The organism is Rhodocytophaga rosea (genome assembly GCF_010119975.1).
In the GTDB taxonomy this organism is placed as follows: Bacteria; Bacteroidota; Bacteroidia; order Cytophagales; family 172606-1; genus Rhodocytophaga; species Rhodocytophaga rosea.
On the sequence record NZ_CP048222.1, the window covers coordinates 2464395 to 2486308 of the forward strand.

Consider the following 21914-nt stretch of genomic DNA (forward strand, 5'->3'; position numbering starts at 1 on the left):
CTATATCTGAAACTTCAACTGAGCGGCTCCCATCCGGATGATGTCTCCCGATTTAAGAAGATGTTTGCCTTGGATGCGGGCGTTATTTACCAGCGTGCTGTTGGTGCTTCCTAAGTCAGTAAGATAGAAGTTACCATTTTCATTGGAAATAACCGCATGTTTTCCGGAAACTGTGGCTTCCGGAATCACAATATCATTACCATTGCTACGGCCGATGGTAATTTGTGGCTGGCTTAGGGTAAAGGTTTGAGAGAAGGTGCCAGCGCTGACCATTAAAACAGGAGACGTACTTCCACCGGCTAAAATAGTCCGTTTGAGGTCTTTGGCTGGAACCTGCACAGGTTGGCTTCTTTCTGGCTGTCGGTTTACTTCCGGCTGTATACGGTTTCCTGTAGCTGAAGCCTGCCTGAGTAAGGCATCTTGTTCGGCTTGCTTGCCAGACTCAAATGCCAGTTTTTTCTGCTTCGTCTGGTAAAGAAACCAGGCCATTCCCCCTCCAACCAGGGCGACGATAATAAATATATACAAACCATATCCGGAGCTTTCTTGAACAGGCGTGGTATAAGTAGCCGGCTGCCGTTGATTCTGATACCGCACTTCATACTGATACAACCGACCATTAGCTTTATTGGCAGTAGTAAATTCAAGAATGTATGCCCCGGTATTTTTTTTGGAGGCAGTGGTCCGGCTTATAAATTTTTTAGAGGCGGCACTGATTTCGCTTTGTGTTTTGGCAAGAGTGGTTTCGCCATTGGTACGGTCGCTGAGCCTAACAAAGTTATCAGGCGCATACCTATTGCCGGTTTTGTAAGTGATAGTGTAAATGGGAATCCGGGATCGCAGGGATTTTTCTATACAATCCTCGGCCTTAATGGGCGAACGGCTATTGTTGATGGCAGCTGACAATACAATTAATCTTTTGTTTTCAGGCAGGTTTTGTTTGGCTACGATAAAATCCAGTGCTTCGTAAATAGCTTTGTACACATCAGCCACATAGGTAGTATCCCGGCTGGCAGAAACCTGGCTGGTAATTTCACGTTTCAGGGTAGCCACATCTGACGTAAATTCTGCACTCAGGATATTCAGCGCACGGCCAGTTTTACTGGCTTTTCCGAAATACGCTACATTGACCTTATCCCCAGCATTCACTCCGGAAAGAGATTCATTTACTGCCTTTTTGAAGTTCTCCAGCGCTTTTCCGTAAGTAAATCCGGAAGCTTCAATGAGAATAAATAATGTTTTTTCTTTAGCAGTATTAGCAGAATCGGTAGCTTCTTTCAGGGTAAATTCTAATTCTTTACGGTCTTCCAGTACTTTAAATTCACCTGCTTTTGCCTCAGTTGCAGGAGAAAGCTGAATTCTGGAACGAATCAGCGGATAGGCAGACACATCTGTACTTTGAATGATAAAATTCTGGCTTTGAACCTGCAAAGCGAAGAACAAGCTGCTGATCAGCAGGCAAATGAATTTGATTCTCATAAAAAATGCGTTGCCAGTAAAATTTCTCAGGCTACCGTACGGAATTTAAAGATGGTGGCCCCGATCTTAATGGTATCCCCGTCTTTCAGGTTGCCTTCCTCTTCAAATACCTCATTAATAAACGTGCCATTGGTAGAGAGTTCATCTTTGAACTTAAAACTTCCCATCCGGTTCAGAATCGTGAGATGTTTGCTGGATACTGCTGAATCATTGGAAACCACAATATCACAAGCCGGATCAGAACCAATGGTGTTACGACCTTCGTACAACCTAAAATCTACGCCGTTTACATCTATTGTAAAAGAAACCAGCCAGCCCACCAGTTTACGTCCACCAGGAACTGGCTGCTGTCTCGACTGTGGGCTTACTGTGGTCTGAGGAATATTACCTGTAAATACCTGGGTTTTGGCCAGGTTACCTGGTTGTGTCTGGCTCAATTCTTCTGAGGATACTATTTTGGTTCTATCTATATCCTGAACTTTGGGGGAAACTACCTGGGTTTTGTCTATATTCATGGGAGCAGGCCGGATATTTGTAGGTTTCGGACAATACGGACACTCCTCCAGGGTACTCTGGTAATAATGCCCGTTTTTACATAGTTTAAATTCACTCATATTTCTAAAAGGTCATGGGTCAGTTATTATTTCACTCTTGAAGGAATTTCAATCTCAGTAAATGGCAATAATTTATTTCACATTACTTTTACTCCCACTTTTTAAATGGAGGAAATTCGCTCCATTTCTTATCGTACTTCAGTTGACCTAAAAATTCCTGTAATGTATTAGCCTGATAGGCAACCCCAAAATCCCAATCTATTAAAAATATCTTACCATAATTTTTCTGGCCTATACCAATGCATATACATGGACTTCCCAGAGTTTCTCCGAATGGCAAGATTTGATTCTCTTGTATTTCCGGATCATCATACACTTACCCCATGCACTTTCTATTTCTTCTAAACTATTTAGATGATAAAGTTCATATAACCTTTGATCTCCATCTTCAAACTTAGTGTAAAATACATTGACACCCAGATCTCCGCCATTATAATGAAGCAACAATTCTTTTAAGGAATCTGGTATAGAAAATTTAAGTCTTGATTCTACATTCTGAATATCCTTATGTGATATTTGTTGTAAGTTAGGTTTTATGCGTAGCAATACTTTCATTATCCATTCCTTACAACATTACCTATTCTCCAGATTCTTGATAGAAGCTTCCACTTTCTCACGAAGTTCATCTTTATAACGCTGTAGATTTTCGGCTATTGCAGCATCGCTTGTACCTATGATCTGGGCGGCGAGAATACCTGCGTTTTTTGCTCCATCCAAAGCTACGGTTGCTACCGGAACTCCGGCAGGCATTTGCAGAATAGACAATATGGAATCCCAGCCATCAATAGAATTAGAAGATTTTACAGGTACGCCAATTACAGGCAAGGTGGTCAGTGAGGCAACCATTCCCGGTAAATGAGCAGCGCCCCCGGCCCCGGCAATAATTACTTTTAAACCTCTCCGTCTGGCCGATTCTGCATAATGCACCATGCGGTGTGGCGTACGGTGTGCCGACACAATTGTAATCTCATAGATCACTCCCAGTTCTTTCAATACGTCGGCAGCAGCACTCATAATCCGCATATCCGATTCACTGCCCATTATAATTCCAACCATAATTTTATTTGTCTTTAGTTTTTGGTCATTTGTCAGTAGTCAATAGTCAGTAGTATCAAAAATGCTTACAAGCCACTAATGACCAATGTCTATTGACCAATGCCTGATATATTATGCAATTACTTTCACCCTATCTTTTACCTGCTGTACTTTGGTTTGTAAGGCTTCCAGGTTGTTATCAATGATGGTAATATGGCCCATTTTCCGGAAAGGTTTGGTAGTTTTTTTTCCATACAAATGTACATATACACCTTCTATGGCCAGTGCTTCTTCCATTCCATCATATTTAGCATCACCATTGTATTTGTCTTCACCCAGCAGGTTCACCATGGCAGCAAATGTTTTAGCGGCCGTGCTACCCAGGGGCAGATCCAGAATAGCCCTCAGGTGTTGTTCAAACTGAGAAGTTGCATTCGCTTTAATGGTATGATGGCCACTGTTATGCGGACGGGGAGCCGATTCGTTTACCAGTACTTCGCCGGTTTTGGTTACAAACATTTCTACCGCCAGCAATCCTACAATCTGTAATTTACTTGCCACACCTATTGCAATCTCATTCGCCTGTGCCAGAATCAGTCCGCTGATCTGGGCTGGCGCAAACAGGTATTCTACCAGGTGATGTACCGGATGAAATACCAGTTCTACCGGGGGAAAAACAGAAATTTCTCCACTCACATTCCGGGCAACAATCACAGAAATTTCTTTCTCAAAATCTACTGCTTTTTCCAATACACTAGGTTCTGAAAAAGCTTTGTGCAGATCACTGGCTGAACTTAACCGTTGTACACCTCTGCCATCATATCCTGATTTTCCTAACTTCTGAAAAGCCGGCAAGAAATGATGGTGTTCGGCTAAAGAATCTTTATCATCTACCAGCACAAAATCAGAAGTAGGGATACTATGCTGCCTGTAAAACTGCTTTTGTACCCGTTTATCCTGAATCGTGCGGATTACCTGAGGTTGTGGATATACTTTAACACCTTCGCTTTGCAGTTTTTCAAGTGCCTCTACATTTACATGCTCAATTTCAATGGTGAGTACATTTACATTTTTGCCAAATGCATACACGGTTTCAAAATCCATTAGAGAACCCTGAACAAATTCATGGGCAAATGGTTTACATGGTGCATGAGGGTCAGCATCGAGAATTTTGATATATATATTGAAGTCAATGGCTGCCTGAATCAGCATTCTTCCCAGTTGTCCGCCACCAAGAATGCCGAGTTTGAAATCGCTGCTAAATGCACTCATAAGAAAGTATTTGGTCGTTTGTCTCTGGTATTATGTAAGAATTAATATACTATAATAAGTCTGGCAAGAGCCTGAAATTTAAGCCTGCAAGTTATAAGAAAAAGCAGATTAAAATACCGGCAATTCTTGAATACTTCACTTGCGTAAGTATAGTAAAACAGAAAGAAGCGCGCTAAATAGGATTTATTGCATAAATTTTAGACTAATCCAATAGTGTTGATTTATAGCTTTTTAATTTTTTATTTTATATACTAATTAGCTACCTTTGCCATTAAATTGAAAATTTTATAAATCCATGATCGATACCCACGTTAAGTACAAAGTTAAGGACATTTCCCTGGCAGAATGGGGCCGTAAAGAAATCCAGCTGGCCGAAGCCGAAATGCCCGGTTTGATGTCTCTCAGACAAGAATTTGGTGCATCCAAACCCCTGAAAGGTGCCCGTATTGCTGGTTGCTTACACATGACGATTCAGACGGCTGTTCTGATTGAAACCCTGATTGAATTAGGTGCAGAAGTTACCTGGTCTTCCTGCAATATCTTCTCTACGCAAGATCATGCCGCCGCTGCGATTGCTGCTGCTGGTATCTCCGTATATGCCTGGAAAGGAATGAATGAGGAAGAATTTAACTGGTGTATTGAGCAGACTTTGTTCTTTGGAGAAGACCGTAAGCCATTGAACATGATTCTGGATGATGGAGGTGATTTAACTAACATGGTACTAGACAGATATCCTGAACTGGCTCCTGCCATTAAAGGTTTATCTGAAGAAACCACTACTGGTGTACACAGGCTGTATGAGCGCATGAAAAAAGGTACGCTGCCTATGCCTGCCATCAACGTAAATGATTCTGTAACCAAATCGAAATTCGATAACTTATATGGCTGTAAAGAATCCTGCGTTGATGCGATCAGAAGAGCAACCGATGTGATGATGGCCGGAAAAGTAGCGGTTGTTGCCGGCTTCGGTGATGTAGGAAAAGGTTCTGCCAAGTCGCTGAGAGGCGCAGGTGCCAGAGTTATCGTTACCGAAATTGATCCTATCTGTGCCTTACAGGCAGCTATGGAAGGTTTCCAGGTAATGAAAATGGACAATGCTGCTAAAATCGGTGATATCTTCGTAACTGCCACCGGAAATAAAGACATCATTGTAGAGCGCCATTTCAGAGCCATGAAGGATAAGGCGATTGTTTGTAACATTGGCCACTTCGATACTGAAATTAACATGGCATGGCTCAACAAAAACTATGGCAACACCAAAGTAGAGATCAAACCTCAGGTAGATAAATACACCATTGATGGCAAGGAAGTGCTGATTCTGGCAGAAGGCCGTTTAGTAAACTTAGGTTGTGCTACTGGTCACCCATCGTTTGTAATGTCTAATTCGTTCACTAACCAGACCCTGGCACAGATTGAACTTTGGACAAATGCAGATCAGTACGAAAATAAAGTATATACCCTTCCCAAACATCTCGACGAAAAAGTAGCCCGCCTGCACCTGTCTAAAATCGGTGTAGAACTGGATACGTTATCAGATGAGCAGGCTGAGTATATTGGCGTAACGACTGAGGGTCCGTTCAAATCGGATCTGTACAGATATTAATCAATATTGTTCTTTACCAGAAAGACTTCCTATTCAGTTAGGAAGTCTTTTTATTTTTTAGCCCGGTTAATTTATTTCTGTCCATATCTTTTTCCACAGTCCGGAAGAATCTTTAACCTTGCAGTGATTTACTTCACCTCTTATGAAAACAGCCGGATTCTCTATCCGCAATGCCATTCAATTCGATTATTCTATTATTAGAAGCCATTACTTCTATTTTGCTGATCTGTGACAAGTTTGAAATAGACATAGGAACTCTGCTGATGAAATACTTAAATGACTTAAAATCCGGCAGTGATGCAGCTGAGAACTGCTAAAAAGTATTGGAATTTAAATTTGATCTGAACCGGAAAATATTCACTTAAAGATAAAAATCCTGATGTGGGTCGAACAATATACCAGCTTGCGTACTGGAGAGGCCAAGAACCACTAAATTATTTGATTAGTGATCTTATTGGGCTTAAACTACTCCCCTTTAAACCTTCTCCTTAAGTTCCTGCTTCAAGCCAGTAATAACTTTTTCAGAAGTCTGCCGAATAAATTGAATATGGTGAGAAAGGGCATGAACATCAATGTATGACTCCTCAGATTGACCAGCCTTCTCGATCCATTCTATGGCAGGATATAGTTTCTCTATTCCAAAAAACTTAATGTTAGCTTTTAATTTATGTGCTGCACTGGACATTGTTTTAAATTCTTTGTTAGCCAGCGCCTGTTCCATCAGGGCAATGTCGGAAGGGAATTTTTCAATGAATTTTTCGATAATATCTTGTAATTCTACCAGGTCGTCGCCGGCAATATTTTTAAGAAAAGTAAGGTCAAATAATTTGTCCTTGTTATATATTTCTTGCTCCTTTTCCGGCAGTGTTTTTGTTCCGGCATCTGTTTGTTTCTTACGCCGGGCAACAGAGAGTATTTTGTCAATCAGTTCGTTTTGCTCAAAAGGCTTGGGAATAAAATCGTCCATTCCTGCTTCGAATACTTTTTCTTTATCCTGTTGTAAAGCTGAAGCCGTTACGGCAATAATCGGTACCTGCGATTTGGGAGTACTTAGTTCTGTCCGGATAAATCTGGTAGCTGTATACCCATCCATATCAGGCATCTGGCAATCCATCAGAATTAAGTCGTAATCTTGTTTATTGAGTAACTCCAGCACCTGATGTCCATTTCCGGCCACATCCACCTGCGTTTCAATTTGTTTCCATCGCTTCAGCATGGTAATTACAATCATGCGGTTAATTTCATTATCTTCTGCCAGCAAAATCCGCATACTTTTGGGAAGAGCAGCAGCTTCAGCATCCGGTGACTGGTCTTTTACGGTTTGCAGTGCTTTTTTCTCTTTTTTGTATGGGATGGTAAAGGTAAAATCGCTTCCTTCGCCCAGGTGGCTGGTCACTTTAATTTTACCCTTCTGCAATTCAATTAACTTTTTGCAGATAGGCAAACCTAATCCTGTACCACCAAATTTGCGGGTAGTTTCCGTAGTGGCCTGGGTGAAAATATCAAAAATATAATCCAGTTTGTCTTCTGGAATACCGATACCAGTATCTATAACTGAAACTTTGAGAACTATCTGGTCATGAAATTCCCTTTCCACTTTCACTTTCACCCGGACAGCACCTTCCTGGGTAAATTTTACAGCATTGCCTATCAGGTTGAGTAGAATCTGGTTTAAACGTACTGAATCTCCCAGCAATACTTCAGGAATAGTGGGGTCTATATCGATGTCGAGCTGAATGTTTTTCTCTGCGGTTTTGATGGAAAACATGCCTGCTACATTCTTTACAACCTGCCTCAAAAACAGTTGCGCTTCTTCGATATGCATTTTTCCGGCTTCAATTTTAGCTAAATCCAGAATATCATTGATAATAACCATCAGGTTATCGGCAGAGAACTTAATAGCCTCCATAAACTGCTTTTGCTCCTCATCCAGGGTAGTTTTGGAAAGCAGATGTGCCATACCTACAATTCCGTTTAACGGTGTACGGATTTCGTGACTCATATTGGCCAGAAACTGTTCTCTTAACTTCACCGAATGTTCGGCCAGATCTTTTGCTTTAATGAGTTGCTCTTCTGTTTGTTTCTGCCTGGTGATTTCATGGCTTATGCCTTTCAAACCAATGATATCGCCATGATGTGCTATTACTGGTTTTCCAATACAATGAATATAACGAACTGTCTCGTCTGGAAGCACAATACGGTGATCAATGTCGTAATAAATGCCATGCTGAATACAATCCTCAACTGCTTTCAAAAAGATATTCAGATCCTCACTGTGAATCATTTTGAGCATTTCTTCAAAAGTAGGCGCACCCTCAGCCATAGGTACTCCGTAGATATGAAACAACTCTTCCGACCAGGAGATTTGCTGGTTTTGAAGATCAAATTCCCAGTTTCCAAACCGGGCGATTTTCTGGGCTTCTGCTAAACTATCGTAGGTGTTTTTAAATTTTTTATCCGAAAGCCTGCGTTGGGTGATATTTTCGAAAGTAAATAAAGTAGCATTGTATGTAAGATCATCTTCAAATATATGTGAAGTGAAAATTTTATAGGTTTGCCCATCAATCAGATCTATTTCCAGTTCATTAACTGATGAAGTATCGGTGTGGTGATAGCGATTATATATTTTTTGCAGAGACTCTGGCTGCTTGAGTAAAGGATAAATATACTGAAGCAGTTCTTTATGTGTGAGTTGACCAGCTTGCGATTTGCTTTGTAAATACTCAATACCCCATAGCTGACTAAATTTGTTATTAAAATGCAAAATTTCACCAGTGCGCTCATCCACCATGTAACAGGCCAGAGGAATATTCTCCGACATTTTATCCAGAAGATTCTCTCTTTGTTTTATGCCAGCTTTCTGAATCTCTGGAATACTATTTTCTGATATACTCCGGGAAACAGATTGATAATAGAAAGGCTGTCCATGTGGGTCTGTAATTAAACTAGTAATTGTTTCAAAATATAGCTGCAGGTTATCTTTTGTACGGATGCGATATTGAATGTGGGAATTATCATCAGCAATAATAATAGTTTGATTGTCAACAGGTAGCTTGTTTGTTGCTACTTTTTCTACAACCTGTGCACCCTGAAATTTTGCTATAAATTCTTCCGCAGAATAGCCTAAAATAAGTTTTACTGAAGGAGATATGAATAGAAATTCACCATTTAGCTTATGCAAACACACGATATCCTGAATGGCTTCCGGAAAGAGCAAGTGTAGCTTTTCTCTATTTGAAATAAAGTCAGAAAGATCATTTACATAGCTATGCATACGTATACAGTGCTGAGTATAAAATAAGCCTTACAAGAAAATGATTATCACGCAATAATTCAACTTTCTATGCTTTAGGTTAAATTCCAGCATGTAAGGTAAGGGCAGGATTAGTAAGGATCAGATTTGAAGCGTGCAGATACAATTGTTATTTTCCAAAAGTCCATAAAAAAAGTGATAAACAGGAGTTTATCACTTTAATGGCTATGTATTATAATAATAAAAAGTTTTATTTAGCAGCCGCTGTCATAGTATCCAGTGCCTGCATTACTTCCGAAACTTTCTGGCGGGATACTTCCAGTAAAGCTTTCTCTTCATCGTTTAATTTAAGTTCGATTATCTTTTCTACCCCATTTTTACCCAGCACGACAGGTACACCCAGGTAACAATTATCAATGCCATATTCTCCTTCCAGTTTCATACATACCGGGAAAATTCTGCGTTGGTCTTTCACGATGGCTTCTACCATTTGAGCAGCTGCTGAACCGGGTGCATACCAGGCAGAAGTACCCATCAATTTTACCAGTTCGCCACCGCCATTAATGGTGCGGTTCACAATGGCATCTAGTTTATCTTTTGCAACAAGTTCGGTTACCGGAATACCAGCCACGGTTGTATAACGAGGCAATGGCACCATTGTATCCCCATGTCCACCCATCAGCACGGCCTGAATATCTTTGGGAGAGCAATTGATTTCCTCGGCCAGAAATGCCCGGTAACGGGCTGTATCCAGGATACCAGCCATACCTATTACTTTGGTACGGGGCATTTTAGAGGTAATATGGGCACAATAGGTCATTACATCCAGAGGATTGGATACAACAATAATAATGGCGTTGGGAGAATGTTTTACTACATTTTCAGTAACTGAGCGGACAATATTGGCATTGGTTGAAATGAGATCGTCACGGCTCATACCTGGTTTACGGGGCAGACCTGAGGTAATTACAACTACATCAGAGTCAGCCGTTTTACTATAATCGTTGGTAGCACCAATGGTACGGGTATCATATAAATCGATAGGCGCTTTCTGCCAGATGTCTAATGCTTTTCCTTCTGCAATTCCTTCTTTGATGTCTAGCAACACTACCTGGTTTGCCACTTCTTTGTACGCCAGCACATCTGCACATGTGGCTCCTACATTACCTGCTCCCACTACTGTGATTTTCATATTATATTCAATTTTTAGTGAAACAATGTTTGAACGGGCGAATTTATAGGTTAATGTAGTGAATTACTAATATGTTGTATAAAATATCAAAGAGAAATCCGTTCTCACTAAAACTTCAGATTGATGGAAGCCAGAAAATTGGTACCTGCCTGCGGATAATAAAAATTCTCTGTAGTAATGGCACCGCCGCTTCTATAACTATAGGTATATCCATTCGGCTCATATTCTACATTAAAAATATTATTCATCAGCAGGTTCAGTCCGATTTCTTTTACCAGCCTGGTTTGTAGTGTATAATTGATGCGGATGTCGTTTACAAAAAAGTCATCGAGCTTGCGGCTGTCACTGGAAGTATTATCCAGAAACTGTTCGCCTACATATTTAGAAACCAGGTTCAGGCTTAAGTTCTTAACCGGAGAAAAAGAAATTGTACTGGCAGCCGTAATATTGGGTGAAAAAGCGATATCGGTAGACTCATACTCAGTGGCAACTTGTTCCCCGGCATCATAATCATCTATAAATTCCTGGTAATTGCGGATCTTATTACGGCTGAAAGTAGCATTAGCAGCCCATTGCAGGTTTGGCAATAGTTTGATAGCTCCTTCAATTTCTACACCCATCCGGTAACTTCTGGGAATATTAGTCCGGTTGTATTCGCCTACGTCATTAATCTGACCGGTCAGTACCAGCTGGTTTTTATAATCCATCAGGTAATAATTTATGTTCAGCAACGTATTTTTATTTTGCCTGCGAAACCCAGCTTCCACATTGCGCAAGGTTTCAGCTTTCGGGCGGCTTTGTGGCGTAGACTGCGTATAATCATCCCTGGTTGGTTCCCGGTTGGCCACACTATAAGAAGCATACAGGTTTAAGCCATTGTTCACCTGAAAAGTTAACCCGGCTTTCGGATTAAAGAAATTCAAAGTAACTTCCTGTTGTACACTTCTCCGTACACTTTCGCTATCTACTACATTTCCCAGAAATGAATAATTAATGCGGCGGTATTGCAGATCGATATATCCATTCAGTTGTTCAACAAACTGGTAGTTTGCCTTACCATAGATGTTAAAATCTGTTTTTAGGGCATCATTGTCATAATATTTGTCCCGGATATTAGAATTACCGGTAAATCTGGCCCATATGATCTCTCCAAAGTGGCCGCCATCATAGCGGTTCCATCCGCCACCAATAATTCCGCTCAACTTGCCTAGGCTATTGTAATTGGCGCTATAGGTAAAGCCATAAAAATAATTATCCAGCCAGCGCCTGCGGATCAGGTCTGTGGAAGTAATTAATGAATCGCCAATTTGTAAACCGGGCAGGCCATATTCTTCAAAGTCATCATTCTGACGATACTGTTCAAAATATCCCCGTCCTCTGGTCAGGTGAAGAGCCGCATTCAGGTTCCAGTATTTGTTAATCCCTTGTGATAAGATTAACTGATAATGGTCTTGCTGGTAATTATCTACTTCATTATCGTAGGTATAAGCATTGTAGGTACGGCCAGAATTCAGCAGGTTTTGCGCATCCACTTCAGAAAGGTAATTCCGTTCGATATATGCCTGCATGCCTGCTGCATCATTGCGTATCCTGGATTCAGGCGTTCCGTTCCAGGCCTGATAGGTAATTTCCTTTCCGGAAAAAACATTCAATTTCACCAGAGTCGATTTGCCATGATAGCCTCCGGACACAAAAAAAGATTTCAGATCTGAACTAGCCCGGTCGATGTATCCATCAGAACTAACCTTGGATAAACGTCCGTCGAATGCCCATTTCCCATTGATAAGCCCACTGCCAAATTTTAAAGTATGTTTCCAGGTGTTGAACGAACCATAGGTATTATTTACTTCGCCATAGGCATCCTGGTTAAGGCTGGTAGTCTGAATATTAATACTGGCTCCAAATGCACCTGCACCATTGGTAGAGGTCCCTACCCCCCGCTGAATCTGGATATTGTTCACTGAAGAAGCAAAATCCGGCAGGTTCACCCAAAAAGTCCCTTGCGATTCGGCTTCATTATACGGAATACCATTGATGGTAACATTAATACGGGTGGCATCTGAGCCTCTAATTCTGATACCGGTATAGCCTACACCGGCACCGGCATCAGAATTTACTACTACTGAAGGTGTCTGATTTAGTAAAAAAGGCAGATCTTGCCCCAGATTCTGTGCTTTCAGATCTTTAGCTGACAGATTTGTAAAGGTAGTAGGTGATTTTTCCCATGCTCTGGTTGCCCGCACAATTACTTCATCAGCGAGAATGGTAGCGGTTTCTAAAGAGAAATCAAGCGTTACATCTTGTTGTACATCTACTTCCTGAAGCACTTTTTCATAACCTACAAAGGAAACCTGTACCTGATATTTCCCGGCTTTTAGGTTTTTGAGGGCAAACTCACCCTGGGAATTGGTAAAAGTACCTGTGTAGGTGTTTACAATCGTAACATTCACGCCAGCCAGAGGCTGTTTGTCACTGGCATCTGTAACAGTACCAGAAATGGAAAATTGTGCCCATGCAAAAAAGGGCAAGGCTATCAATGCCAGTGGCATGATGAGCTTTTTCATAATAAGTTTGGTTAATAAGGTGAAACATACAGAAAACTGAGGGGTTCAGTTTCCCTTGTGTTTGTTTACCGTCTTTCCCTTCGCCGGCATTACCCGGATCAGGTTCAATGGGTATAATCTCAGCCCGTTTTATTAAGGCACCCCTAAGTAGCAGCAAAGGTAAGGTTAAATATTCAAAAGAAAAGCAGGAAAACGGGAAATTAATTGCAGAGAATTGTTAGTTGCTCGTTTTTGGCAGATACATTAGGTGGTAATTAGCAAAAGAGTGATCGGTTAAAACCAGATTTGATTTTTTTTGATAGAATAATACCTTCCTTTTTATTAAATCGACAATATAATTCACCTGATTTTCCTACTAACACATAACAACGCACAAACATTTCTAAATCGCTTCATTGGCATTTCCTTCCTCATACAGGGTCTGCAATACGGTCTGACCTACGGCTTTAAGCGTAGTTTTGTCAATAATGAGCATATTATCGGCATGGGTATGATGATACGAACCAAAATAATCATCGCCGGCAGAATCGTAATCAATAATATCAATCATATTAATTTTAGCAATGCGGTTCACAAACACATGATCGTCGGTAATGCCGGTGCTCGTCTGGTTAATGAACATACCGCCATGGCCTAAAGCATTAGCTATATTCCACACTTTTTCCACCACACTCGGTGCATTTTCCATAGAAGTACCTTCTTTGGCAAACGTAGAACCTTTAGCACCTACCATATCCAGCAGGATGCCATAATAGGCAGAATAATTGGGTTTGTGTTTATTGGCCGCCCAGTATTGAGACCCCAGACACCAGTATACTTTATTATTTCCCTTGTTAGGCAATTCTTCCGGTTTAGCATTTTCTGGTTCGCCATAATCTTCTGCATCGAAGAAGATTATGTCAATGCCAACATTGGGTTTTAGTGTATCTGCCTGTAATACACGTGCAATTTCCAGCAGTATACCTACCCCACTCCCTCCATCATTGGCACCGTCAATCGGTTTATTCTGGTCAACGGCATCTTTGTCGGCAACATGCCTGGTATCCCAGTGAGCAGCGAGCAAAATACGTTTGGTAGCTTGTGGAAAATAGGAAGCAATAATATTCCGGGAGTGTAGTTTGGTGCCATTATAGGCTTCTGCCACAAATTCCTGTACCGTTACTTCGGCTCCATATATTTTGAGTGTATTAATTAAATAATCTCCGCATTGTCTATGAGCTGGCGTATTGGGTACCCTGGGACCGAAATCCACTTGTTTTTCTACAAAATAATAGGCCGAATCTGCATTAAACTCAGGAGCAATAACACTAATTACCGGGCGATCTGGGGTAGTGTTACTTGTTTGGTTTGAATTCCGGTCATTTTTGCAGGCTAGCAGCCAGATCAAACTAACCATTATCCACATTACTTTTTTCATATCTTATATTATTTCTTACTTCTAACGTTAAAATACCAATGAAATTTGTATTGATTCAATATATATCTTGCTATGATACAAGCTATAGCATTACATAACTATATGTAGTTGACAAAATGTTAGCAAATCATTCTTCTTAGCATATACTGATGCAAGTATACATATGTTTTTCTAAAAGGTGTATATGGAAGAGATTGATTAAATTTTCGCAGCAGCATAATTATTTTTTGTGGTTTCCTTTTCCAAAGTTGTCAGAATTAAGGTAAAATCTTACATCTATGGAAACACCTCTTTACTTTGCCTTAGCATTAATCATAATGGGTATCGCCTTTATTGCCAGTATTTATCTGCGAAGCTTCATCCGGCCTACATCTAAAGACTATAAAAGACACCTCAAATAAAACCTTTTAGAATATATACCAGTGGCCTGCCTATCAAATATTATTTACAATAATCTTGATGAATCAGCGGAGGCATTTACTGAGCAGGAAAAACAGAGAATGAGTTTAAAAGCTACATAAAAAAGCCTTCCAAAGTAGAAGGCTTTTTTATATTACGTATTTGTACGGTTAAAAACCAGTATTTTATCCTTTTTTTTAGATATAGCGCTTTTGTAAATTTAATTGCCATGTTGCCAGTCTTCCTCCCCACACTATAAGATTCTAACAGGCATCAATTTACATATTCTCTTTATATGCTGTTACCTATCCAGTTTCAACAGTTGACCCTGTTTGAAAAAGTTATCTATATTCAGCAGCATGGCCAGTTTATGCAAAGTTCTGTAAATAGCCACAAAAAGATATCAAGTTATTTGATGGATAGTTATATCGCGATCATATCCGGAATACAGCTACTAATACTATTGAAGATATACTTATCAAAGAAAACTTCAGCGATAATTAGAGAGTTCCACCCTATAAAAGGTGGTTCTTGAGATGAGGAAAAGCAAACAATTTACCTCACAGAAATATTATAAAAGGTCTTGCTGATTAGATAGGCTTTTTATTTTTCTGGTAAAGTATCAGAACCATATAGAGAAGCGTCCAGAATGGGTAGACATGCATGTTTTTCTGTTAAAAATGTGGTTTAACTGAGTTAATTATTGCAAGATTTGTGTTAACAAAAAATCCTTTTTGTATCTTGTATAGGTACTTTTGATCTGGAAAGAGGCCTCCAACATATGAAGATTAGGCAATAAGTTCAGGAACAAAAATCGATGGTCTTTAGGCTATAATAGGCTCAAAAATCGATGATCAAAATTATTTATCCATTTTCTGCCTATTCTACAGAACCAAATAATAATGAGTATCGTACCAGAATCCGTAAACTGTTCATAGTCATTACTGTCAAACGGCTATTCAAAAGGATCAGGAGAAACTTAATATAAAATTTTAATCAAACAAACTACACTTATGAAACAAACTGCCAGCATTCCCCCAAAAAAAATTCTACCCACAGATCGCCAGTTGTTGATTAATTTAAAATTACGTTATAATTCAATCGCTGACAAAATTAACTCAGCGCAGCCTTCAGAAACTGAAAGAGAAAGGCTATTGGATCAATTAACTCTGTTTAAACGGCAAATTGAAACCCAACTCTATTGACACTTAAACCCCCACAAAGCCAGATAGAGACACTTTCCAGACTTCTGAATTTAAATCTGGAACACAGCAAAAATCAAAAGAGACGCATACATTGGGAGTTTTGGTATCTTCGGCAGATTTGTCGTTTTTACCAGAACTACCCTACTCTTGATTTTTCAAAGATATTGAATAGTATTCTATCTTCTGTATCCGTAGCTGGCCGTTCATAATCTTCCAATACGCTGATATCCCTGAATTCTACTAACTTTCTGAGCTGATTTATACATATACTCAGTTATAGCGGTTCAAGTGTATTCAAATAAAATTTGCAGGTAGTGAGCCTGCAAATAGAAAAATATTAGTGAATACTATTGTAAAAATCACTCTTCGTAAGCCCAGTCAATGCCTTGTTTCATATCTTTTACGGTAACGCCGATCTGTTTAAGTTTCGCCCGTATCTGATCTACTTTATCATAGGCCTTATTTGCCTTCGCTTCTGCATAAAACTCCAGTAACTGGGTCAGCAATTGGTCTACAGCATCTGGTTTTTCTTCCTGCAGTCCAAGCACATCTTCTGTAAATTCCTGGTATGTCTGAATCAGTTTATTAAAATGTTCCTCTCCCAAGACGGTAGTAGACAGATTTCCCGTTTGAATTTTATTGATATGCTTCAGCAGGTTAAATAGATTGGCAATCAGTACAGCTGTATTTAAATCATCGTCCATGCCAGCCTGGCAAGCCTCACAGGTTTTATTAATTTCATCTATGGTTTTGGTATCTAATGTTGCCTCTCCGGAAATGTAAGTGAGTTGCCTGGCAATTTTTAATCCGTTCATCAAGCGTTTATAGCCTTTTCTGGCTGCCAGTAAGGCTTCATTTGAAAAATCCAGGGTACTGCGGTAATGCGCCTGCAACACAAAAAAACGCACCGTCATGGGGGTGTACGCTTGTGTTAGCAGGGTATGTTTGCCGGTAAAAATCTCCTGCAAATTAATTACGTTTCCCAATGATCTTCCCATTTTCTGGCTATTGATGGTGATCATATTATTGTGCAGCCAGTATTTTGCAGGATCGGTATGATTTGATGCCTGTGACTGGGCAATTTCACATTCATGGTGCGGAAACAGCAGATCCATACCACCGCCATGAATATCAAACTGTTTTCCTAAATACTTAGCACTCATCGCCGAACATTCCAGATGCCATCCCGGAAAACCTTCCCCCAGGGAGATGGCCACCGCATGATATGTTCTGGAGAAGCTTTTTTCCAGAGGGCAAAGTCCAGGGAATTGCGCTTTTCCTGTTGCCCATCCAGATCACGGGTACCAGAAAGCATTTCATCTATATTCCGTCCGGAAAGTTTACCATATTTGCTTTCCTGGTTGTATTTAACAATATCAAAATACACCGATCCATTTACCTCATAGGCCAGTCCGTTTTTAATAATTTCTTCGATCATGGCTATCTGCTCGGTAATATGACCGGAAGCTCTGGGTTCTATGCTGGGTTTAAGAATATTGAGTTGCTGCATATCCCGCTGGTAATCGTTGGTATAGCGCTGGGCTATTTCCATCGGTTCCAGTTGTTCCAGCTTTGCTTTTTTCTCGATTTTATCTTCTCCTTCATCCGCATCTCTTTCCAGATGCCCCACATCAGTAATGTTGCGTACATACCGCACTTTGAATCCGAGATATTTCAAATACCGGTGCAGGGTATCAAACGTTATGGCAGAACGGGCATGCCCGAGATGAGCATCTCCATACACTGTAGGACCGCATACATACATGCCTACGAAAGGCGGATTGATGGGCTCAAACAGTTCTTTTTTGCGGGAAAGGCTATTGTGAATTTTTAAACGGTGCTCTTTCCGGTTGGCCAGGTTTTTATCTGTCGAATTCAAAATGGATTCTTCTAACATATGCCTGCAAATTAGGAAGATGATTTAACAAAGGAAAGCCTGCAAAATAAACTAAGACTAGTAAAATACGAAATCTTTCCGGTTGGAAGGCCAAATGCATGGATAAACTATTGGCTTATGGTGGCAACACAGCAATGTTCTGTGCAGAAAACTAAGAATTTATAATGCTGCCGCAGGATTTTATGTTATTGCACAAAGCTTTAGCGATGAGCTTATTTTTGAAATAACTTACCAAACAAACAGGGTAATGATATTGTCTGGCATTACCTAACTGTTTTTTACGCATTTTTGTTAAATTTTCAACATGCCAAATCATTTCAACTATGCAAAACTCATCTATTTCACCAGACTTATACACCTCTATTAACAAGTATATAGCTTCTGTAGCAGAAGAGTTTGCGTATATTCCAATGGAGCGTAAGCATATTTTGCAGAAGCTAGCCACATATATACAAAATCATTAGAAGCTTATAAGAAAGTAAAACTCATATTCATTTGCACACATAATTCCAGAAGAAGCCATATTTCACAGATATGGGCACAAACAGCCGCCTACTATTATGGCATTGAGGATATTGAAACCTATTCGGGAGGAACAGAAGTAACGGCCTTTAATGAACGGGCGGTGAGTGCCTTGCAGAGAGTTGGATTTGTAATTAGCAGAAATGGTGGGGAAACAAATTGTGTATATCAGGTAAAATTCGCTGATAAGGCAAATCCGCTGAAAGCTTTTTCAAAAGTATACAATGCATCAGGCAATCCAACAGAACATTTTGCTGCTATTATGACGTGTTCTCAAGCAGAGGAAGCCTGTCCGTATATTCCGGGTGCAGATGCCAGAATTGCCATTGCTTATGATGATCCCAAGAATGCAGATGGATTACCACAGGAAAAAGCAACCTATGATGAACGTACCAGGCAAATTGCCCGGGAAATGTTATATGTATTTAGTTTGATAAAGTCCTGACCTGGACAAAAAGCTACCGTCTTCCAATACAAACAAAAACCACATCTTTAGGGATGTGGTTTTTGTTAATAGGATATGCCGTAATCTGGCTGTCTTTATCAGCTTTATTAAAAAAGCTTAATACCCAAACTTAACTGAAACAGATTCGTACGCTGGTTAAAATAAGAATTTACTTTATTCAGGCCGGTTTCGTACCTGGCATCAAACGTGAGATTGCCCAGATCAATTCCCGCGCCTACTTGTACCCCTATGTTTGTTTTGTTAAATGTATAACTATCATCATCCAGCAACCTGAGGTCATTTTCCCTTTCTTTTAATACAAAAGAAGCAACAGGTCCACCAAAAATACGGATATTAGATTTTTTACCTTTGCCTTCTGCCAGTTTATAACCTACCAATACGGGTACATCCAAAGCACTCAACCGGATTTTGCCGTTTATATCGCTCCCGGCTGGAGCATTTGGGTCTTTACGGATAATAATATCACTACCTTTGGTATTAAAATATGCTTCAGGCTGCAAATAGACTTTTCCCAGATTAGCCCGCACGAAAGCACCTCCAGACCATGTACGGATATAATCATAATCTACCTGGCTTCCGGAGCTATACATTTTATTGTAATTCAAACCCACTTTTGGCCCGAACGTAAAAGTAGATTGTGCCATAGCCAGTTGTGCAGATATAATAAGAACAAGAATCCCAATATAAGTTTTCATAGTAGTGTTTGTTTAGGTGATGATAAAACATAAGCTTGTAAGCAGCTGTTAAACAACTATTTGCAAGCCAAACATATGAAAAGGCCCTTCATGTAGATACACTATAGCTATCTGTATGCCAGATTTTAGTCGATAGCATAATTTTTATAAAATTTATCAACAATTCTATTGTTGATAAAAATCACAGCGTTGAAAAACAGGCCTTTATTCTTTTTTGGGGTATAAATATTTTTGAAACTTATAACCGAACCCACGTATAAAGCATTTGCAGGAAAGAACTATATTTGCACACTAAATTTTTACCCTATGACAACCGAACAAATTAAAGAGTTAAAAGCGCGGGTAAGCGCCTTGAGGAGGTATCTTTGACTACGATAATAAACGTACCGAAATACAGGAATTAGAGAAAATCACCCTGCAACCCGACTTCTGGAACGAACCTAAAGAAGCGGAGAAAACGCTGAAATCCATCAAATCGCTCAAAATCTGGACGGATGATTACGACCGGATAGAAGCCTTATATAATGACCTGGAAGCCCTGGATGAATTTTACCAGGAAGGTGATGTATCAGAAGAAGAAATGGAGGTGGAGTACAATAAGGTGGGTAAAGCCGTAGAAGAACTGGAATTTAAGAAGATGCTCAGCAATGAAGAAGACCAGTTAAGTGCTGTGCTGGAAATTAATCCCGGCGCTGGCGGTACTGAAAGCCAGGACTGGGCAGAAATGCTGATGCGGATGTACATTATGTGGGGGGAAAGCCATAAATTCTCTGTAAAACAACTCAATTATCAGCCAGGTGAAGGAGCAGGCATAAAATCGGCTACGCTGGAGATTGATGGCCCATTTGCGTATGGATACCTGAAGTCAGAAATTGGCGTACACCGGCTGGTACGAATTTCGCCATTCGATTCAGGTGGCAGGCGTCATACTTCCTTTGCTTCTGTATTTGCCTATCCGGTGGTAGATGATTCCATCGAAATTGAGATTAATCCGGCCGATATTGACTGGGATACTTTCCGTTCGGGAGGAGCAGGCGGCCAAAATGTAAACAAAGTGGAAACGGCTGTACGGTTGCGGCATAGACCTTCCGGGCTTATTATTGAATGCCAGCAGGAGCGTTCCCAGTTGCAGAATAAGGAAAAAGCCCTGCAATTACTCAAATCCAGGTTGTATCAGCTTGAAATCGACAAGCGCAACGAAGCCAGAGACAAGATAGAAAGCACAAAAAAACGGATAGATTTTGGCTCACAAATTCGGAACTATGTAATGCATCCCTATAAACTGGTGAAAGATTTACGCACTGGTATTGAGCGATCAGATGTGCAAAATGTAATGGATGGCGACCTGGATGAATATATCAAAGCCTTCCTGATGGAGCAGTAATAGAGTTGAAAAAGAGAGGGTTTCGAATATATAAAATCAAATTGACAGCATTTATACCATATTGCATTGCAATCATAGTATAAATGCTGTCTTTCTAAAAGCCCGGTATGTAACCGGGCTTTTGAATTACTTATATTACTCAATCAAGCCTTGCGAAACAGCATACTTAATCAGCGTAGCCGTATTGTTTGAGTTGGTTTTATCAAGTAAATTCTGCCGGTGCGACTCAACCGTACGCTTGCTGGTAAATAGTTTTTCTGCTATTTCTGCATTGGTATATCCTTCAGCGATCAATTGCAAAACCTCAACTTCCCGCTTGGATAAATCACCAGGAACTTTGTCGGCAAATGAAACAGGCCTGCTGCTATGAGAACTGAATTTTTTAAGCAGGTTCAGCGATATTTCCGCACAAATAAATTTATGCCCACTGGCTACCATCTGAATAGCATGGATAATTTCGTCTTTACCAGTATTTTTTAAAATATAACCTGTCGCCCCGGCTTCTATACCTTTATTGATATAACTTTCGTGGTCGAGCATAGAGAGCATAAGTACCCGTATTTCGGGATAAGATTCACGGATACGCCTGGTTGCTTCAAATCCATCCATTACCGGCATATTTGCATCGATTACCACTACATTTGCAGGGGTACGTGATAAAATGTCCAGCACTTCTGAACCATTAGCCGCCTCAGCCACTACCCGGATGCCGGTGTCCTGAGTTAATAACGCTTTTATACCATCACGTATAATTTTGTGGTCATCGGCAAGGATTACATCAATCATAGTTAAAACATTTGGAACTGAAGAAACTTAACTTCCGACAAGCGGCTATAGTATGAAATATACATCTACAAAAAACAAAATTTCAGAGTCAATACGTAATCGGCTGCTATTTTGATGAGCCATTAACTTTT

At 40.2% G+C, this 21914-nt stretch carries 16 protein-coding genes, 1 pseudogene and 1 riboswitch; of the genes and pseudogenes, 5 read left to right on the top strand and 12 right to left on the bottom strand.

The genetic code is table 11. The features are described from left to right. From GXP67_RS10305 to GXP67_RS10325, 5 genes are all read right to left on the bottom strand, one after another. Positions 1 to 1479 (bottom strand): FHA domain-containing protein, encoded by a 1479-nt coding sequence (locus GXP67_RS10305; RefSeq protein ID WP_162443052.1) that lies wholly within the window; start codon positions 1477 to 1479, stop codon positions 1 to 3. A 26-nt stretch (positions 1480 to 1505) separates the two neighbouring features. After that, complete coding sequence (locus GXP67_RS10310; RefSeq protein WP_162443053.1) at positions 1506 to 2093, bottom strand: FHA domain-containing protein; 588 nt, start codon at positions 2091 to 2093, stop codon at positions 1506 to 1508. A 231-nt stretch (positions 2094 to 2324) separates the two neighbouring features. Further along, complete coding sequence (locus GXP67_RS10315; protein WP_162443054.1) at positions 2325 to 2648, bottom strand: SMI1/KNR4 family protein; 324 nt, start codon at positions 2646 to 2648, stop codon at positions 2325 to 2327. A gap of 18 nt (positions 2649 to 2666) precedes the next feature. Then, positions 2667 to 3149, bottom strand: coding sequence for a 5-(carboxyamino)imidazole ribonucleotide mutase (gene purE / locus GXP67_RS10320; protein WP_162443055.1), 483 nt, complete (start codon positions 3147 to 3149; stop codon positions 2667 to 2669). 111 nt (positions 3150 to 3260) lie between these two features. Then, positions 3261 to 4400, bottom strand: coding sequence for a 5-(carboxyamino)imidazole ribonucleotide synthase (locus GXP67_RS10325; RefSeq protein ID WP_162443056.1), 1140 nt, complete (start codon positions 4398 to 4400; stop codon positions 3261 to 3263). A 295-nt stretch (positions 4401 to 4695) separates the two neighbouring features. On the opposite strand from GXP67_RS10325, the gene ahcY reads away from it, so the two are divergent. Further along, on the top strand, positions 4696 to 6003 hold the full coding sequence (gene ahcY, locus GXP67_RS10330; RefSeq protein ID WP_162443057.1) for an adenosylhomocysteinase: 1308 nt from the start codon (positions 4696 to 4698) through the stop codon (positions 6001 to 6003). 475 nt (positions 6004 to 6478) lie between these two features. Here the strand turns inward: ahcY and GXP67_RS10335 are convergent, their stop codons facing one another. The 4 genes from GXP67_RS10335 to GXP67_RS10350 all read right to left on the bottom strand — a co-directional run bounded on the left by GXP67_RS10335 (position 6479) and on the right by GXP67_RS10350 (position 14429). Then, complete coding sequence (locus GXP67_RS10335; protein WP_162443058.1) at positions 6479 to 9277, bottom strand: ATP-binding protein; 2799 nt, start codon at positions 9275 to 9277, stop codon at positions 6479 to 6481. A gap of 229 nt (positions 9278 to 9506) precedes the next feature. After that, the gene (gene mdh / locus GXP67_RS10340) at positions 9507 to 10448 is read right to left on the bottom strand and encodes a malate dehydrogenase (RefSeq protein ID WP_162443059.1); all 942 of its coding nucleotides are present in this window, start codon (positions 10446 to 10448) and stop codon (positions 9507 to 9509) included. A 107-nt stretch (positions 10449 to 10555) separates the two neighbouring features. Further along, positions 10556 to 13012 (bottom strand): TonB-dependent receptor, encoded by a 2457-nt coding sequence (locus GXP67_RS10345; RefSeq protein WP_162443060.1) that lies wholly within the window; start codon positions 13010 to 13012, stop codon positions 10556 to 10558. A 58-nt stretch (positions 13013 to 13070) separates the two neighbouring features. Continuing rightward, a riboswitch (TPP riboswitch) is annotated at positions 13071 to 13167 on the bottom strand. Between the two features lie 227 nt (positions 13168 to 13394). After that, positions 13395 to 14429 (bottom strand): M28 family peptidase, encoded by a 1035-nt coding sequence (locus GXP67_RS10350; RefSeq protein ID WP_162443061.1) that lies wholly within the window; start codon positions 14427 to 14429, stop codon positions 13395 to 13397. Positions 14430 to 14707: 278 nt separating this feature from the next. Here GXP67_RS10350 and GXP67_RS37790 point away from each other — a divergent pair, with 278 nt between their 5' ends. Then, a complete protein-coding gene (locus tag GXP67_RS37790; RefSeq protein WP_262890488.1) occupies positions 14708 to 14830 on the top strand; it encodes a hypothetical protein in 123 nt (40 codons plus the stop codon). A gap of 1011 nt (positions 14831 to 15841) precedes the next feature. Further along, positions 15842 to 16033 carry a hypothetical protein gene (locus tag GXP67_RS10355; RefSeq protein ID WP_162443062.1) on the top strand — a complete coding sequence of 64 codons (192 nt, stop codon included), beginning with the start codon at positions 15842 to 15844 and terminating at the stop codon, positions 16031 to 16033. A gap of 359 nt (positions 16034 to 16392) precedes the next feature. Here the strand turns inward: GXP67_RS10355 and cysS are convergent. Next, positions 16393 to 17930 (bottom strand): annotated as a pseudogene (gene cysS, locus GXP67_RS10360) (cysteine--tRNA ligase). A gap of 634 nt (positions 17931 to 18564) precedes the next feature. Between cysS and GXP67_RS37350 the strand changes: the two are divergent. After that, the gene (locus GXP67_RS37350) at positions 18565 to 18897 is read left to right on the top strand and encodes a low molecular weight phosphatase family protein (RefSeq protein WP_232065106.1); all 333 of its coding nucleotides are present in this window, start codon (positions 18565 to 18567) and stop codon (positions 18895 to 18897) included. 107 nt (positions 18898 to 19004) lie between these two features. On the opposite strand, the gene GXP67_RS10370 is transcribed toward GXP67_RS37350, so the two are convergent. Next, positions 19005 to 19613 (bottom strand): porin family protein, encoded by a 609-nt coding sequence (locus GXP67_RS10370; RefSeq protein WP_162443063.1) that lies wholly within the window; start codon positions 19611 to 19613, stop codon positions 19005 to 19007. 306 nt (positions 19614 to 19919) lie between these two features. Between GXP67_RS10370 and prfB the strand changes: the two genes are divergently transcribed. Further along, positions 19920 to 20997, top strand: a protein-coding gene (prfB, locus tag GXP67_RS10375; RefSeq protein WP_162443064.1) for a peptide chain release factor 2 whose coding sequence is annotated in 2 segments (ribosomal slippage) — positions 19920 to 19979 and positions 19981 to 20997 — 1077 coding nt in all. Because the reading frame shifts where the segments join, the coding sequence is not laid out codon by codon here. Between the two features lie 135 nt (positions 20998 to 21132). Here prfB and GXP67_RS10380 read toward each other — a convergent pair. After that, on the bottom strand, positions 21133 to 21783 hold the full coding sequence (locus GXP67_RS10380) for a response regulator transcription factor (RefSeq protein WP_162443065.1): 651 nt from the start codon (positions 21781 to 21783) through the stop codon (positions 21133 to 21135). Between the last annotated feature and the right edge of the window lie 131 nt (positions 21784 to 21914).